The sequence below is a fragment of the Pseudarthrobacter woesei genome (assembly GCF_055412745.1).
In genome coordinates, this window is the sequence record NZ_JBVAYU010000008.1 from 106,848 (window position 1) to 122,588 (window position 15,741).

Consider the following 15,741-nt stretch of genomic DNA (forward strand, 5'->3'; position numbering starts at 1 on the left):
ATTGAGTGCGAAGATTAACCGTGGCACAACCATCCTCCTTTGCAGCCCGCGCCTACCGCGATGACGCCGTCGTGCTGCGCACCCACAAGCTGGGCGAGGCGGACCGCATCATCACGCTGCTCACAAAACACCATGGCCAGGTCCGTGCCGTGGCCAAGGGTGTCCGCCGCACGAGCAGCCGCTTCGGAGCCCGGCTCGAGCCGTTTATGGTGGCCGATCTGCAGCTGATTTCCGGCCGCAGCCTGGATATCGTCACCCAGGCCGTCGCCAAGGGTGCGTACGGAAGCAACATCGCCGCGGACTACGGCCGCTACACGGTGGCTGCCGCCATGACGGAGACCGCAGAGAAACTCACGGACGTCGACGGCGAATCCGGCACCGCCCAGTACCACCTGCTGGTCGGCGCCCTGGCCTCGTTGAGCCGCGGGGACCACACCCCGGAACTTATCCTCGATTCCTATCTGCTGCGTGCCCTCTCCACCGGCGGCTGGGCCCCAAGCTTCACGGACTGCGCGCGCTGCGGCGCCCCGGGGCCGCACAACGCGTTCTCGGCACCGCTCGGCGGCATGGTGTGCGCCGAGTGCCGGCCGCCCGGTTCGCCGGCCCCCGCCGCGGAAACCGTCCTGCTGCTCGGCGCCCTCCTGACCGGGGACTGGACGACGGCGGACGCGTCGGCCCCGGTGCACCGCCGCGAATCCGCCGGCCTGGTGTCCAACTATCTGCAATGGCATCTGGAACGTGTCCTGAAGTCCCTCAAACATGTGGAGCGTACATAGCTGTGGCCTTGGGTAAGAAGAAGAATCCGGTCCGGCAGCGGAGCGGCCCGCCGGTGTTGCCCTACCCGCACCCCTCCGGAGCCGTCCCCCCGGCCATCCCGGCGGAGCTCATTCCGCGGCACGTCGCCATTGTCATGGACGGCAACGGCCGCTGGGCCAACCAGCGGGGCCTGCCGCGGATCGAAGGCCACAAAGCAGGGGAGCCGGCCCTGCTGGACGTTGTGGCCGGTGCGATTGAACTCGGCATCGAGCACATCAGCGTCTACGCGTTCTCCACCGAGAACTGGCGCCGCTCGCCTGAGGAAGTCCGCTTCCTGATGGGATTTAACAAAGATGTGCTACGCCGCCAGCGGAACCAGCTGGATGAGTGGGGCGTCCGGATCCGCTGGTCCGGGCGGCGCCCCAGGCTCTGGGGCTCGGTGATCCGCGAGCTGGAGGAAGCCGAGGACTTCACCCGGGGCAACAGCACCTGCACGTTGAACATGTGTGTTAACTACGGTGGACGCGCCGAGATTGCCGATGCCGTGTCCGCCATCGCGGAGGAAGTGGCGGCCGGGCGGCTCAAGCCCGGAGCCATCACCGAGAAGACCATCCAGAAGTACCTGGACGAACCCGACCTCCCGGACGTCGACCTGTTCCTGCGCAGCTCCGGCGAACAGCGGCTCTCCAACTTCATGCTCTGGCAATCGGCCTATGCCGAATTCGTCTTCCTGGATACGCTCTGGCCCGACGTGGACCGGCGCACCCTGTGGGACGCCGTCGAGATCTATGCCCGGCGGGACCGCCGCTACGGCGGGGCGGTCGACGCCGCGGCCCCCGCCGGCGCCCCGGGGGGCTGAGCCCGGCGTCAGGCCGGATGCCGGACGGCGGGAAGGTGAGCCACAAACAGCCAGCCCCACAAAGTCAGCCGGGAAACAGGCGCAGCCAGAGGACGAGATCGTCGTAGGCCTCCCGGCGCACCGCTCGGCGGGACAGGAAGATGTCGTGGAGGGCCTCCGGGTAACGGAAGACTGCTGTGCGGCGGCCCAGCCCGAGCGCCCGGCGCGCCGTCTCCTCGACGTCGATCACGGCGTCGACCTCCGTGATCTCCTCGGACCATTCAGCCTGGATCCCGGTGCGCCCGGACAGCATCACCAGCACCGGTGACGTGATGTCGAGCCGCCGTTCCACGGCCGCGTGGCCAGCCATCACCGCCTTTGTCCAGCCGGGCCTGATCGGGAAGGACGCCCTCGGCCGCCACGCCGGATTCACGGCCCATTCACCGTGGGCCGTATCGCTGATACTCTCCCAGTAGCCCGGCATGCCCGGCAGCAGCAACGGCCGCCGGGGATCCGTCCGCGCCAGCGGCTCCACCAGATGCATGGCGATGTTCCGGATCAGGCTGCTGCCCTGCAATTCCAGCCACGGTGCGTTCAGGATCAGGGTGCCCAGCCTGCCAGGGTGCCGGTCAGCCCACAGGGCCGCCACCAGGCCGCCGAGCGAGTGCGCCAGCAGATGCAGGGTCGGCGGGCCGGAGCGGCCGGTGCGGAGGGCAATATCGGCTCCCACGGCGGCCAGTGCGGCGGCGATGTCCTCGTCATAGACCGCCAGATCGGTCATGTAGCCGGGGGTCTGCCAGCCGCGGAGGCTCCGCCCGAACTTCCGCAGGTCCAGGGCATAGAAGTGGAACCCGCTGGCAGCGAGGTGGTCGGCGAGTTCGGCCTGCAGGAAGTAGTCAGCCCAGCCGTGCAGGTACAGGACTGCCTTCTCCGGCGCCCGACTGCCAGACGCGTCCTGGCCGTTGCCGGGTGCCGGTGACGGCCGGCCGTCCGCGCCGAAGACCCGGCGCAGGGCCGAAAGGACCCTTTCCCCGGGACCCGACGCCGGGGGCGTCCCTTCCGCTCCCGCGTCCGCTCCCGCGTCCGCTCTGCCCGACCCGACATGCCGCACGAGGGTGGCGACGACGGGCCCCTCGTCGTCGGGAAGCAGCGGCAGCTCCAGGGACTCGAACCGGCTGCCCAGCACGTCCTCCTGCCACCGGGGACGTGCCAGCGGAACGGTCATGTGGTCCCGCCGTCGTCCAGTACATAGGCCCGGAGCCAGCGGGCCAGCCGGGCGTAGGCATCCGCGCGGACCCGCGGTGCGGACAGGAAGACGTCGTGCAGGGCGCCGTCGATCCGTTCCAGGGTCACGGTGCGACCCAGGCTCAGGGCCCGCAGGGCGATCGTGTTCACGTCCAGGACCGCGTCGGTGCGCCGCATGGATTCCTTCCAGAACATTCCGTTGGCGCTGGCCCCGGAGATCAGGACGAGGATCGGGACGTCGATATTGAGCCCGCGGGCCACCCTGGCCTGCCCGGTGAGCACGGCACTGAGCCAGCCGGCCCGGACGGGAAAGGCGCGCGGCGGACGGTAGCTGTCGTCCAGGGTCCACTCGCCCTCGGCCGCGCTGCTGATGCTGCGCCAGTAGAAGGAGCGTTCCGGGAGGCGGATCACGGATTCGGGCCGGAAACGGGCGAGGGGTTCCACCATGGTCCGGGCTGCGCGGCGGACGGCCGGGCTGCCGTGCATTTCAAGCCAGGGGCTGTCGAGGACCAGTTGGGACACCACGCCCGGATGCCGGCTGGCCCACAGCGCGGCGATCAGTCCGCCGGTGGAATGTCCCATCAGTGTTACCGGCGGCGGTGCGGCGGCGGCCGGGTGGAGCGAGCGGATGATGCCGATGGCAGCGGTGATCTCGGCGTCGTAGTCGTCCAGGTCCGCCACGTAGCCGCCGTGGGTGCCCGGCCGCAGGCTCCGTCCGTGGTTGTGCATGTCCAGGGCGAAGAACTCGAAGCCCTGCCCGGCCCAGAATTCCGCGAGTTCCTCGTTGAAGAAGTAGTCGCTCCAGCCGTGCAGGAACAGCACGGCCCGCACCCGCCCCGTCCTGCCGGTCCCGGTGCCCGGCAGACGGCGCACCAGGGTGGCGGTCCGCTCGAGGCCGTCGGGGCCCGCGGCCTGGAAGGCGCAGGCTTCGAAGTCGTCCCCGAGGATGTCGGGTTCCCATTCCATCGCGGTCTCCTAGACTTCCGACGCCGCGGCTTGGCCGGCCGCGCGGCCGGAGAACAGGCAGCCGCCGGGGAAGGTTCCTTCGATGGCACGGCAGCCGTGGGTGCCGCCTCCGCCGAAGCCCGGCGTTTCCCCGGCCGCAAAGAATCCGGTCACCGGCGCACCGGAGTCATCGAGAACCCGGGACTGCAGATCCGTGGGGAGGCCGCCGAGGATCTTGCGCGTCAGGACGGACAGCCGGACGGCGAAAAGCGGGCGATGGCGGGGGTCCGGCATCCGGTGCGGCGGCGCCACGCGCCGGCCGGAAGCGTAGGCCCGGGCCGCTGCTACCGGCCCGGCCAGCGCCGCGCCGCCACCGATGACATCCGCCTCGATCAGGGTCTGTCCCGCCCCCGGGGATCCCGTGGTCGGGTATGCAGCGTCGCTGGTCATGGCTTTATGCTAGCGCCCGCCGGGGTGCCGGTTTGGTCTGGACCGCGTGAACCGCAAAACTAGAACCATGCGCGTATATCCGACATTCTTCCGGCTGGCCTTCTCATGGATGGACGCCGAACGCGCCCACAAAATCGGGTTCCGGGCCATTCGCCTCGTCCACAGCTGCGGCGCCGGGCGGTTGTTGCAGAAATTCACGGCACCGGCAGCCTCACTGCGGACCCAGGCCTTCGGCCTGACCTTCCCCTCGCCGTTCGGGCTGGCCGCCGGATTCGACAAGGAGGGCCTCGGCATCGAGGCCCTCACCGACCTCGGCTTCGGCCACGTGGAAGTTGGCACCATCACCGGCCAGGCCCAGCCCGGCAACCCGGCCCCCAGGCTTTTCCGCCTGGTCGACGACAGGGCAGTCATCAACCGGATGGGCTTCAACAACGACGGCGCCGCCGCGGTGGCGCCCCGGCTGAAATCCGCCCGGGCAGCCCTGCAGCGCCACTATCCCGGCGTCCGCCCGGTCATCGGGGTCAACATCGGCAAGAGCAAGGTGGTGGAGCTTGACGACGCCGTGGCCGACTACCGGGTCAGCGCCCGGAGCCTGGCACCCGCAGCCGACTACCTCGTAGTCAACGTCAGCTCCCCGAACACGCCCGGGCTCCGGCTGCTGCAGGACGTTGAGACGCTGCGCCCGCTGCTCATCGCGGTGGGGGAGGAGGCGGACAAAGCCGCAGGCCGGCACGTGCCGCTGCTCGTCAAGATTGCGCCGGACCTCAGCGACGAGGACATCGACGGCGTCGCGCGCCTGGCGCTGGACCTGAAGCTGGATGGCATCATCGCCACCAACACGACGATCGCCCGCACAGGACTTTCGTCCGGCCCGGACAAAGTAGCGGCCTGCGGGGCCGGCGGACTCTCCGGGGCGCCGCTGAAGCAGCGTTCGCTGGAGGTGCTGGCCCGCCTTCGGGCCGCAACCGGCGGCGCACTGACCCTGGTGGCGGTCGGCGGCGTCGAAACCGCGCAGGACGTCCAGCAACGGCTTGAGGCCGGCGCCACCCTGGTTCAGGGTTACACGGCTTTCCTTTACGAAGGTCCCTTCTGGGCCGCCCACATCAACCGGCAGCTCGCGAAGCACCCGTCGCGGCGATAGGCGCGTCTGTCTTCCTGCGACGCGCAGCTTTCCCTGCGACGCGCAAAATGCCTGACGACGCCGGCATTCCCCTGTCGACAGGCATTTCGCGCGTCGCGAGGCGATTTGCGTATCGCGAGGCATGCCCGGACATGAAGAAGCCCCGGCAGTCGGACTGCCGGGGCAACTTGCTGCTGACGAAGTATCAGGCGGGGTAGTCGCCGCGCTTGACCTGGGGCTTGGGGAGGCGCAGGCGGCGGAACTGCAGGGAGCGCATGGAGCCATACCAGACGGTGCCCCGCTCGACCTCACTGAACTTCTCGGCCAGGCGCTTCTTGAGTTTCCGGGACAGGATGAAGACGTCAACGAAGACGGCCAGGAACATCACCCAGAATCCGCCCAGCACATAGATCATCTGGTCGCTGGAGGCCGGCACAAGCAGGGAGACGACGACGAAGATCAGGGCACCGAACATGAGGTATTCGCCGAGGCTGAAGCGGGCATCCACGTAGTCGCGGGCAAAGCGTTTCTGCGGGCCCTTGTCCCGCAGCGGAAGGAACTTCTCGTCCCCGGTGTCCATGGCCTTCCGCATCTTGACCCGCTGGTCCTGGACGGCGGCGCGCTCGGCGGCCTTGGAGGCCTTGCGGTCCTCCGGCACGAGGGGCCGCTTGCGGGCGGCCACCTGAGCGCTGCGCTTGGGCGTGGGTGCGCCCTTGCCGATGGCGGCGTCCCGGGCCGAAGCCTCGGCTGCCTGCTGGTCAACTACGTCCTGCGCCGAGGGCGCTTCCTTTTTTCGTCCAAACACCCCTACAGAATACCCCGCGGCGGCGGGCGCGAGACCCGGCCCACAAGCCGGCGGACCCGCCGCCGCGCTGTTTGTGGTGATCCCCGGCACGGGTAGTGTTCTGGCCATGACCTCATCACCCGCGGCGAACCCGCAAACCTCCACCGGCCACATCGGAAACTTCGACGCCGAAGCCCTCCGCCAGGCCGTCAGCGAATCGTTCGACACCACGATCACCCAGCTGAAGAACCTCGTCGCCATCCCGGGCATCGCCTGGCCCAGCTTCGACCCGGCCCCGCTGAACGCCAGCGCCGACGCCGTCGCCGAACTGGTCCGCGCCGGCGGCTTCGACGACGTCCGGATCCTGCGCTGCGACAAGGAGGACGGCACGCCCGGCGGCCCCGCCGTCGTCGCCCGCCGTCCGGCCACCGGGGGCAAGCCGACCATCCTCCTCTACGCCCACCACGATGTGCAGCCCACGGGCGACCTTGCGCTGTGGGAGACCGAGCCGTTCACCGCCGTCGAACGCGACGGCCGGCTCTACGGCCGCGGCGCGGCAGATGACAAGGCTGGCATCATGGCCCACATCGCGGCCTACGCCGCCGTGACGCGGGTGCTGGGCGATGACCTCGGCCTTGGCGTGACCTTCTTCTTCGAAGGTGAGGAGGAAGCCGGTTCCCCGACGTTCCGTTCCTTCCTGGAAACCCATCAGGAACTGCTGCGCTCCGATGTGATCGTCGTCGCCGACTCGTCCAACTGGAAGGTTGGCATCCCTGCCCTCACCACAAGCCTGCGCGGCCTCGTGGACGGCACCATTGAAGTCAAGGTCCTGGACCACGCCGTCCACTCCGGTATGTTCGGCGGTCCTGTATTGGACGCCCCGACGCTGCTGTCCCGCCTGATCGCCACCCTGCACGACGCCGACGGCAGCGTCGCGGTTGCCGGGCTGGTCAGCCGCGACGACGTCGAGGTGGACCTGACCGAAGAGGAGTACCGCGCCGACGCTTCGGTGCTCGACGGCGTCCGGCTGGCCGGCACCGGCTCGATCGCCTCGCGCATGTGGACCAAACCGGCGTTGGCCATCATCGGCTTCGATGCCCCGGCCGTGGATGTCGCCTCCAACACCCTGCTCCCGCGGGCGCGCGCCAAATTCAGCCTGCGGCTCGCCCCCGGCCAGGATCCGGCCGAGGCCATGGACGCCGTGCGCCGGCATGTGGAAGCCAACGCCCCCTTCGGCGCCCACGTGGTCTTCACCCCGGGGGAGAGCGGCAACGCCTTCAGCACCGATACGTCCTCCAAGGCCGCGGGCGCCGCAATGTGGGCCCTCGGCGAGGCCTGGGGCGTACCGGCCGTCGAAATGGGAATTGGCGGCTCGATTCCCTTCATTGCGGACCTCACCGAGCTCTACCCGGACGTGCAGATCCTGGTGACCGGTGTGGAGGATCCGGATTCCCGCGCTCACAGCGCGAACGAATCCCTGCACCTGGGGGACTTCAGGAACGCAATCGTTGCCGAAGCGCTTCTGCTGGCCCGGCTGAACGAGGACGGCCTGGCCTAGGCGGATTCTCCGGCCGGCCGGGTTACCGGGAACATCCGGCCTGCCGGGACGGTTACGTCAGAAGTTAGAGCTGCCCGTCTGACCGACGTAGCATGTAGCTATAGCCCAAACCGTTTAAGTAGAGGCGGGCACCGTGCGAACGGTGCCGCCACCACCGTCGTAAGAAGGTAGGCCATGAGCACTACAACCAATGAAAACAGCGCCGACACCACCGCCACGGCGGGCGAGGAACTGGCCGCGCACGAGGTCAAGCTGACCGACGTCGCTGCCGGCAAGGTCCGCAGCCTGCTCGAGCAGGAAGGCCGCACCGATCTGCGCCTCCGCGTCGCCGTGCAGCCCGGTGGTTGCTCCGGCCTGATCTACCAGCTCTACTTCGACGAGAGGCTCCTCGACGGAGACGCCGTCCGGAACTATGACGGCGTCGAAGTTGTGGTCGACAAGATGAGCGTCCCCTACCTCAGCGGGGCCAGCATCGACTTCGAGGACACCATCTCCAAGCAGGGCTTCACGATCGACAATCCGAATGCCGGTGGCTCCTGCGCCTGCGGCGATTCCTTCCACTAAGGACGGGCAATTGGCCCGGCCCTGATGCCGCAGGAACCACAACGAGCGGGCGCAGTAAATAGGTCCCGACGCACGGCGCGGACATGTGGGCGAAAACTCGCGGGGAGCGGTAAGCTCTACACCGAGTAGTAAAACTTTTCGTGTGCCCTGACCGCCATTTAGCGGCCGGGGCGACAGCAACAAGTAGGAAGGGCCGTCTGTGAGTTCGCAGAACCGAACCGGCAGCCGACGCAAACAGATCACTACGATCACTGGCTTGGCACTCGCCGGCGCGTTGGCTTTGACTGGATGTTCACCAGAGGTACAGAAAGGGTGGCTGCCCACTGAACGTGGCACCACCAACCACACTGACCGCATCATGGACCTCTGGGTCAACTCATGGATTGCCGCACTGGCCGTGGGCGTCATTACCTGGGGCCTGATGATCTGGTGCATCGTCGCCTACCGGCGGCGTAAGGGCACCGTAGGCTTCCCCCGGCAGAACAGCTTCAACCTGCCCCTCGAGGTCTTTTACCTCACGATCCCGCTGTTCATGGTCCTGGTGTTCTTCTACTTCACCGACCGAGACCAGCAGGCGATCGATAACCGCGCCCAGCCCGCCGACGTAGTCGTTGACGTACGCGGCAAGCAGTGGTCCTGGGACTTCAACTACAAAAAGGGCGACGTCATCCGCGAGGACGTCCACGAAGCCGGTGTCCAGGCGCACCTGACCGGTGAAGCCGTGGACAAGGAAAAGCTGCCCACGCTCTACCTCCCGGTGAACAAGTCTGTCGACGTCGAGCTGAACGCCCGCGACGTCATCCACTCCTTCTGGGTCCCCGCCTTCCTGCAGAAGCGCGACATGATCCCCGGAAAGACCAACTACATCCGGTTCACCCCCACCAAGGAGGGAACCTACGACGGCAAATGCGCCGAACTGTGTGGCGAGTACCACTCCGAAATGCTGTTCCGCGTAAAGGTCGTTTCCGACGCCGAGTTCCAGGCCCACCTGGAGAAGCTGCGCCAGGACGGCAACACGGGACTCCTCGGCGAAGAGTACGACCGCAACCCGGCCCCGACCGAAACCAAGTAAGGGGAGCGACGTGGCAACCACCTATTCTCAGCCCACCGGGATCCTTGAGGCTCCCGTAGTACCGAAATCCAAGGGACGCATCGTCGTCAACTGGATCACCTCGACCGACCACAAGACCATCGGGTACATGTACCTGATTGCGTCCTTTGTATTCTTCTGCTTCGGCGGAGTCATGGCACTGCTGATCCGCGCCGAACTGTTCGAGCCCGGCATGCAGATCCTGCAGACCAAAGAGCAGTACAACCAGCTCTTCACGATGCACGGCACCGTCATGCTGCTGATGTTCGCGACGCCGCTGTTCGCCGGCTTCGCCAACGTCATCATGCCGCTCCAGATCGGGGCCCCGGACGTTGCCTTTCCGCGGCTGAACGCACTGGCCTTCTGGTTCTTCCTCTTCGGTTCGACGATCGCCGTGTCCGGCTTCATCACCCCGCAGGGTGCGGCGTCGTTTGGCTGGTTCGCCTACGCGCCGCTGTCCAACACGACGTTCAGCCCGGGCGTGGGCGGTGACCTCTGGGTCTTCGGCCTGGCGCTCACCGGCTTCGGCACCATCCTCGGTGCGGTCAACTTCATCACCACGATCATCTGCATGCGTGCCCCTGGCATGACCATGTGGCGTATGCCGATCTTCACCTGGAACATCCTCGTCACGTCCATCCTGGTCCTGATGGCGTTCCCGCCGCTGGCCGCCGCCCTCTTCGCCCTCGGCGCGGACCGCCGCTTCGGTGCCCATATCTTCGACCCGGAGAACGGCGGTGCCGTCCTCTGGCAGCACCTGTTCTGGTTCTTCGGACACCCCGAGGTCTACATCATCGCCCTGCCGTTCTTCGGCATCGTCTCGGAGATCTTCCCGGTCTTCAGCCGCAAGCCGATCTTCGGCTACAAGGGCCTGGTCTACGCAACGATATCCATCGCGGCACTGTCCGTGACCGTGTGGGCCCACCACATGTACGTCACCGGCTCGGTCCTGCTGCCGTTCTTCTCCTTTATGACCATGCTGATCGCCGTTCCGACCGGGGTGAAGTTCTTCAACTGGATCGGCACCATGTGGCGGGGATCCATCACGTTCGAAACCCCCATGCTGTGGAGCATCGGCTTCCTCGCGACGTTCCTCTTCGGCGGACTCACCGGCATCATCCTGGCCTCCCCGCCGCTGGACTTCCACGTCTCGGACTCCTACTTCGTCGTTGCCCACTTCCATTACGTGGTGTTCGGCACCGTGGTGTTCGCCATGTTCGCCGGCTTCTACTTCTGGTGGCCGAAGTGGACGGGAAAGATGCTCAACGAGCGCCTCGGCAAGATCCACTTCTGGATGCTGTTCCTGGGCTTCCACGGCACCTTCCTGATCCAGCACTGGCTCGGCGTCGAGGGTATGCCCCGCCGGTACGCGGACTACATGCCGCAGGACAACTTCACCTGGATGAACCAGTTCTCCACCTACGCGTCCTTCCTGCTCGGCGCCTCGCTGATCCCGTTCTTCTGGAACGTCTACATCACCTGGCGCAGCAACGAACGAGTCACGGTGGATGATCCCTGGGGCTTCGGGGCCTCCCTCGAATGGGCAACCTCGTGCCCGCCCCCGCGCCACAACTTCACCTCGCTGCCGCGGATCCGCTCGGAACGTCCTGCCCTGGACCTTCACCACCCCGAGCTTTCCCAGTCATACACCGTCGACTCTCCTGCCCCGGCAGCAGCAGCGCTCGGTAACGCCGACCAGAAGGACACCGCCCAGTGAAGATCGAATCAAGGATTTTTGGTTACGGAGCATTCTTCTTCGTCCCGGTCGCGGTCATCTACGGATTCCTGACCAACTGGACGGAATGGGTTGGAGCCCTCGGCGTGCTGCTGCTCGGCGGGCTCTCGGGCATGGTCGGCGCCTACCTCGCCTTCACCGGAAAACGTGTTGGGATGCGTCCCGAGGACCGCAGCGACGCCGAGATCCACGAAGGCGCCGGTGAACAGGGTCACTTCAGTCCCTGGAGCTGGTGGCCGCTGGTCCTCGGCCTGGCCTGCGCCGGCGGATTCCTCGGCATGGCTGTTGGATTCTGGATTGTCTACATTGCAGCAGGTCTTGCACTCGTCGGTTTGGTCGGCTGGGTCTACGAATACAGCCGCGGAGACCACGCGCACTAGGCACCTGTCGGTGCTCTTACGGCATAACGACGGCGGGCCCCACCACAAAGGTGGGGCCCGCCGTCGTTCGCGTTGAGTGGGGGAACCGCGTTTGGCAGGCTCCGGGCGGCCGTTATCGGGGCCGGGCCGACTCCAGCAGCGTACGCAGGCCCTCCAGGGCGTTCTCGACGTCCCGGAGGCTATAGCTGGCGGGGATTGCGTCCGCCGCGACGGCGAGCTCCACCTCGCAGCCGCAGGTGAAGTCCTCGGTCATGACCTCAAGCAGGGACCGCGCGTCCACACCGGGGTTGCCGTCCCTGCTGATGGTGACCGGAAGCCCGGTTTCGGTGACGGCCCGGACAAACACGGCGGCCGGCCGTGCATGGAGGCCGATGGCCGCCGTGACGATTGCCTTGCGTACCGGCAACGGGACTCCCTTGTTCTGCAAGCTTCGTTTGCACGGACGTATTCCGCACGTGCCTATAAAGCCTAGCCGGGGGCGAGGTTCCGGGCGAACCGGGCCGGGAGTGGTCTAGACCTGTCCCCGGATTGGCCTACGCTTAATGCATGAACGAATGCACCAGGCGGGGCCATGGGTTCTAACGCGTCAACAATGGCCGGCGAAATCGACCGGCAAAGCGGCACTCCCATCTATGTCCAGCTGCGTGAAATCCTCCGGACCCACATTGTGAGCGCCTGCCCGCCGGGTTCGGCGCTGCCGTCCGAGCGGGATCTGGCCGAACGCTTCGGACTGGCCCGGATGACGGTCCGCCAGGCCATCGACGCCCTCGTGGGCGAGGAGGTCATCGAGCGCGTAGTGGGTCTGGGCACGTTCGTCCGCAAACCCAAGCTCGACCTTCAGGTCAAGCTGACCTCGTACAGCGAGGAAATGCAGCGCCGCGGCATGGTCCCGGCGGCAAAGGTCCTCAGTTTCGAACAAATTGGCGCCAGCGCCTTCCTGGCCCGCGAGCTGCAGCTGGAGGAGGGGACGCCGCTTGTGCGGTTCCGGCGCCTGCTGCTGGCCGACAATGAGCCCATGAGCGTCGACGAAAACTTCATCCCGGCCCACAGGGTGCCAGGATTGCTCGACGGCGAACCGCCCACCTCGCTCTACAACGTGCTGAGCGAACGCTACGGGCTCGTCATGGAGTGGGGTGAGGACATGATCGAGGCAACGGCCGCCTCGCCGTCCACCGCCCGGCTGCTCAACGTCGAGGTGGGTTCCCCGCTGCTGAAGATCCAGCGCCACGCCTTTGTGGCCAGGGCGATGGTCGACTACTCGGTCTCCTACTACCGGGCCGACCGGTACAAGCTGTGGGTGCCGCTGCAGCGTCCGGGTGTCCGCCCGACCCGCAATTACACCTCGGGCTACCGCCAGTAAGCAACGCGGGGTCACTTCAAGCCCATGATCCTCAGCGGGATGGGCCCGAAGTGACCCCGCGTTGCGGTTCGCGGCGGGTACGCAGAAAGGCCCGGTCCTGGTGGGCCGGGCCTTTCTGCTTTGCCTTGGAGCTAGTGGCTGAGGGTCTTCCGGGACTCTTCAGTCCCGATAGCCTCGTGGCCGCCGTGGTGGCCATGGGCCGCCTCAAGCTCAGCCGGCGTTGCGGGTGCAACACGGTCCTCGAAGAACAACTGGGAGAGCTTGGCGCGGCGCTTCTCCTTCTTGTCGACGACGCCGTGAGCGTTCGGTTCGGCCGGGAGCGGCGAGGGGGACTCGAAGCCGACCAGCTTGTAGCGCTTGTACTCGTCCAGCGGGGCGTGAACTTCGATGAACTCACCATGCGGCAGGCGCACAATGCGGCCTGTTTCGCGTCCGTGGAGCGCAATTTCGCGGTCCTTGCGCTGCAGGGCCAGGGCCACGCGCTTCGTCACGATGAAGGCGATGACCGGGCCAATGAAGAACAGTGCGCGGAGCCAATAGGTCACGTCGTTCAGCGACACGTGGAAGTGTGTGGCGATGAGGTCCGAGCCGGCCGCTGCCCACATGACGCAGTACCAGACGAAGCCGGCCATACCGATGGCGGTACGGGTCGGGGCGTTACGCGGGCGGTCCAGGACATGGTGCTCGCGGTTGTCCTTGGTGATCCAGCGTTCGATCCACGGGTAAGTGAAGAGGACGGTGAAGATGATTCCCGCAGGCACAAGGGCCGGCAGCAGCACGTTCAGGGTCAGCACCTGGCCGAAGATCACATACTCGAGGGGGAAGCTCCCGATGACGCCCGGCATCAGGCGCAGTGCGCCGTCAACGAAACCGATGTACCAGTCAGGCTGAGTGCCTGCCGATACGGGGGAGGGGTCATAGGGGCCGTAGTTCCAGATCGGGTTGATGGTGAAGAAGCCCGCCATGAGGGCGACGACGCCGAAGACGATGAAGAAGAAGCCGCCGGCCTTCGCCGCGTAGACCGGTCCGAGGGGGTAGCCGACGACGTTGCCGTCGTTGCGTCCCGGACCGGGGTACTGGGTGTGCTTGTGCACGACAACCATGAACAGGTGCATCACGATCATCAGGAGGATGAGCGCCGGCACCAGCAGGATGTGGAGCATGTACAGGCGGCCGATGATGACGGTGCCGGGGAATTCGCCGCCGAAGAGGAAGAACGAGATGTATGTGCCGACCACCGGGATGGACTTGATGACGCCGTCAATGATGCGCAGGCCGTTGCCGGAGAGCAGGTCATCGGGGAGTGAGTAGCCGGTGAAGCCCGCGGCCATCGACAGGATGAGCAGGACGCCGCCCACCACCCAGTTCATTTCGCGGGGCTTGCGGAAGGCTCCGGTGAAGAACACGCGCAGCATGTGCACGGACACCGAAGCCACGAAGAGCAGCGCGGACCAATGGTGGACCTGGCGCATGAACAGACCACCGCGGACATCGAAGGAGATATCCAGCGAGGAGCTGTAGGCCACCGACATTTCGACGTTCTTCAGCGGCGTGTAGGAGCCCGTGTAGTGCGTTTCCGCCATGGACGGATCGAAGAAGAAGGTCAGGAACGTGCCGGAGAGCAGCAGGATGACGAAGGAATACAACGCCACTTCACCGAACATAAAGGACCAGTGGTCCGGGAAGACCTTGCGGCCGAATTCACGGAGGATACCGGATCCGCCAACGCGCTCGTCAACAAAGTCAGTGATGCGGCCGCCCTTGGTCTTGGCGACGAAGGTGGGGGCATTAGCTGGTGATGTTGCGCTCATGCTCATCACGCTCCCAATAGCTAGGTCCAACAGGTTCTTTGAAGTCGCTGGTAGCGACAAGGTAGCCCTCGGAGTCAACTGCGATCGGCAGCTGCGGGAGTGGCCGGCTGGCCGGGCCAAAGATAACCTTGCATTCCTGGGTCAGGTCGAAGGTTGACTGGTGGCACGGGCACAGCAGGTGGTGGGTCTGCTGCTCGTAAAGAGCGACAGGGCAACCAACATGGGTGCAGATCTTGGAGTATGCAACGATCCCGTTGTAGCTCCAGTCTTCGCGGCCTGCGGAAGGCTTGAGGGACTCGGGGTTCAGACGAATCAGCAGAACGACGGCTTTGGCCTTCTCGTTCAGTTTGCCTTCGACCAACTCATTAAGGCCTTCCGGAATAACGTGGAAGGCAGAGCCGATGGTGACGTCCGCGGCCTTGATGGGGGTTCCGTCAGGATCGCGGGCCAGGCGCTTGAGCTTGCCCTCCTGCGGAGCCCACATGGTGTGGGCCAGCTTGTCGTCCGGGCGGGGACCCAGGTCACCGAAGACGGCAAGGGCCGGCAGGGGAGCCAGCGCGACGGCGCCCAGAAGGGTGTTGCGGATGAGCGGCCGGCGCTTGATGCCGGTTTCCTCGACGATGTCGTCGACGATGCGCACGGCGGCCAGGCGGTCTTCCTCGGTGCGGATCGGATGACGCTCTTCCGAGACTTCATGATCCGGCATAAGGGCCTTGGCCCAATGCACGATGCCGGTGCCGATGCCGAGCATGGCAAAGGCCGTGCCGATGCCCAGCAGGGCGTTCTGCAACCGGATGGTGGCGATCGTGGAGTCATCTCCCAGATCGATAGCAAAGTAGGCCACCAGAAATATCAGGGTGCCAACGACCGAAGACCCGAAAAGTAGGGCTACCTGCCGTTCTGCTCGCTTTGCGGCCCTCGGGTCCGTGTCAGCCAGGCGCAAACGATGCGGGGGAATTCCAGGATCCTGGAACTTCTCCACCTCATTCTGACCAGCCGTAGCTACGGTGCCCGAGTGGTTCGGACTGCCGTCACTATGGTTGCCCATAATTCGCCTCATCCCTCTCTCGTCCCGGCGAATGCCGGGTTAGCTTTCAATTCAAAC

At 66.1% G+C, this 15,741-nt stretch carries 15 protein-coding genes and 1 pseudogene; 9 read left to right on the top strand and 7 right to left on the bottom strand.

From position 1 onward, the window contains the following. Window positions 1-20 precede the first annotated feature (20 nt). Together recO and ACZYZE_RS12960 are read left to right on the top strand one after the other, a co-directional pair. Window positions 21-776: a DNA repair protein RecO gene (gene recO, locus ACZYZE_RS12955; protein ID WP_459319030.1), complete on the top strand. Its 756-nt coding sequence runs from the start codon at window positions 21-23 to the stop codon at window positions 774-776. A gap of 2 nt (window positions 777-778) precedes the next feature. Continuing rightward, the gene (locus ACZYZE_RS12960) at window positions 779-1,615 is read left to right on the top strand and encodes an isoprenyl transferase (protein ID WP_459319031.1); all 837 of its coding nucleotides are present in this window, start codon (window positions 779-781) and stop codon (window positions 1,613-1,615) included. A 64-nt stretch (window positions 1,616-1,679) separates the two neighbouring features. On the opposite strand, the gene ACZYZE_RS12965 is transcribed toward ACZYZE_RS12960, so the two are convergent. The 3 genes and pseudogenes from ACZYZE_RS12965 to ACZYZE_RS12975 all read right to left on the bottom strand — a co-directional run. Further along, entirely contained in the window at window positions 1,680-2,819 is a 1,140-nt protein-coding gene (locus tag ACZYZE_RS12965) for an alpha/beta hydrolase (RefSeq protein WP_463908078.1), read from the bottom strand. After that, window positions 2,816-3,805 (bottom strand): alpha/beta hydrolase, encoded by a 990-nt coding sequence (locus ACZYZE_RS12970; RefSeq protein WP_459319033.1) that lies wholly within the window; start codon window positions 3,803-3,805, stop codon window positions 2,816-2,818. The genes ACZYZE_RS12965 and ACZYZE_RS12970 overlap by 4 nt, the downstream gene beginning before the upstream one ends. 9 nt (window positions 3,806-3,814) lie before the next feature. Next, window positions 3,815-4,132, bottom strand: a pseudogene (locus ACZYZE_RS12975) (FAD-binding protein); the annotation flags it as partial. A gap of 169 nt (window positions 4,133-4,301) precedes the next feature. On the opposite strand from ACZYZE_RS12975, the gene ACZYZE_RS12980 reads away from it, so the two are divergent. After that, the gene (locus ACZYZE_RS12980; protein ID WP_463908079.1) at window positions 4,302-5,375 is read left to right on the top strand and encodes a quinone-dependent dihydroorotate dehydrogenase; all 1,074 of its coding nucleotides are present in this window, start codon (window positions 4,302-4,304) and stop codon (window positions 5,373-5,375) included. Window positions 5,376-5,559: 184 nt separating this feature from the next. Here the strand turns inward: ACZYZE_RS12980 and ACZYZE_RS12985 are convergent, their stop codons facing one another. After that, window positions 5,560-6,159: a DUF3043 domain-containing protein gene (locus ACZYZE_RS12985; protein WP_463908080.1), complete on the bottom strand. Its 600-nt coding sequence runs from the start codon at window positions 6,157-6,159 to the stop codon at window positions 5,560-5,562. Between the two features lie 106 nt (window positions 6,160-6,265). On the opposite strand from ACZYZE_RS12985, the gene ACZYZE_RS12990 reads away from it, so the two are divergent. The 5 genes from ACZYZE_RS12990 to ACZYZE_RS13010 all read left to right on the top strand — a co-directional run bounded on the left by ACZYZE_RS12990 (window position 6,266) and on the right by ACZYZE_RS13010 (window position 11,465). Next, the gene (locus tag ACZYZE_RS12990; protein ID WP_463908081.1) at window positions 6,266-7,696 is read left to right on the top strand and encodes a dipeptidase; all 1,431 of its coding nucleotides are present in this window, start codon (window positions 6,266-6,268) and stop codon (window positions 7,694-7,696) included. A 174-nt stretch (window positions 7,697-7,870) separates the two neighbouring features. Continuing rightward, complete coding sequence (locus tag ACZYZE_RS12995; RefSeq protein WP_459319037.1) at window positions 7,871-8,260, top strand: HesB/IscA family protein; 390 nt, start codon at window positions 7,871-7,873, stop codon at window positions 8,258-8,260. A 199-nt stretch (window positions 8,261-8,459) separates the two neighbouring features. Continuing rightward, on the top strand, window positions 8,460-9,332 hold the full coding sequence (ctaC, locus tag ACZYZE_RS13000; protein WP_459319038.1) for an aa3-type cytochrome oxidase subunit II: 873 nt from the start codon (window positions 8,460-8,462) through the stop codon (window positions 9,330-9,332). A gap of 10 nt (window positions 9,333-9,342) precedes the next feature. Beyond that, a complete protein-coding gene (gene ctaD, locus ACZYZE_RS13005) occupies window positions 9,343-11,067 on the top strand; it encodes an aa3-type cytochrome oxidase subunit I (RefSeq protein WP_463908083.1) in 1,725 nt (574 codons plus the stop codon). Next, window positions 11,064-11,465: a cytochrome c oxidase subunit 4 gene (locus tag ACZYZE_RS13010; protein WP_459319040.1), complete on the top strand. Its 402-nt coding sequence runs from the start codon at window positions 11,064-11,066 to the stop codon at window positions 11,463-11,465. The genes ctaD and ACZYZE_RS13010 overlap by 4 nt, the downstream gene beginning before the upstream one ends. A gap of 112 nt (window positions 11,466-11,577) precedes the next feature. Here the strand turns inward: ACZYZE_RS13010 and ACZYZE_RS13015 are convergent, their stop codons facing one another. Continuing rightward, window positions 11,578-11,871, bottom strand: a complete 294-nt coding sequence (locus ACZYZE_RS13015) for an HPr family phosphocarrier protein (RefSeq protein WP_463908084.1) — start codon at window positions 11,869-11,871, stop codon at window positions 11,578-11,580. Window positions 11,872-12,036: 165 nt separating this feature from the next. Here ACZYZE_RS13015 and ACZYZE_RS13020 point away from each other — a divergent pair, with 165 nt between their 5' ends. After that, the gene (locus tag ACZYZE_RS13020) at window positions 12,037-12,825 is read left to right on the top strand and encodes a GntR family transcriptional regulator (protein WP_459319042.1); all 789 of its coding nucleotides are present in this window, start codon (window positions 12,037-12,039) and stop codon (window positions 12,823-12,825) included. A 131-nt stretch (window positions 12,826-12,956) separates the two neighbouring features. On the opposite strand, the gene qcrB is transcribed toward ACZYZE_RS13020, so the two are convergent. Beyond that, a complete protein-coding gene (gene qcrB / locus ACZYZE_RS13025; protein WP_459319043.1) occupies window positions 12,957-14,636 on the bottom strand; it encodes a cytochrome bc1 complex cytochrome b subunit in 1,680 nt (559 codons plus the stop codon). Continuing rightward, on the bottom strand, window positions 14,614-15,684 hold the full coding sequence (gene qcrA, locus ACZYZE_RS13030) for a cytochrome bc1 complex Rieske iron-sulfur subunit (protein ID WP_459319044.1): 1,071 nt from the start codon (window positions 15,682-15,684) through the stop codon (window positions 14,614-14,616). Before qcrA ends, qcrB begins: the two co-directional genes overlap by 23 nt. Between the last annotated feature and the right edge of the window lie 57 nt (window positions 15,685-15,741).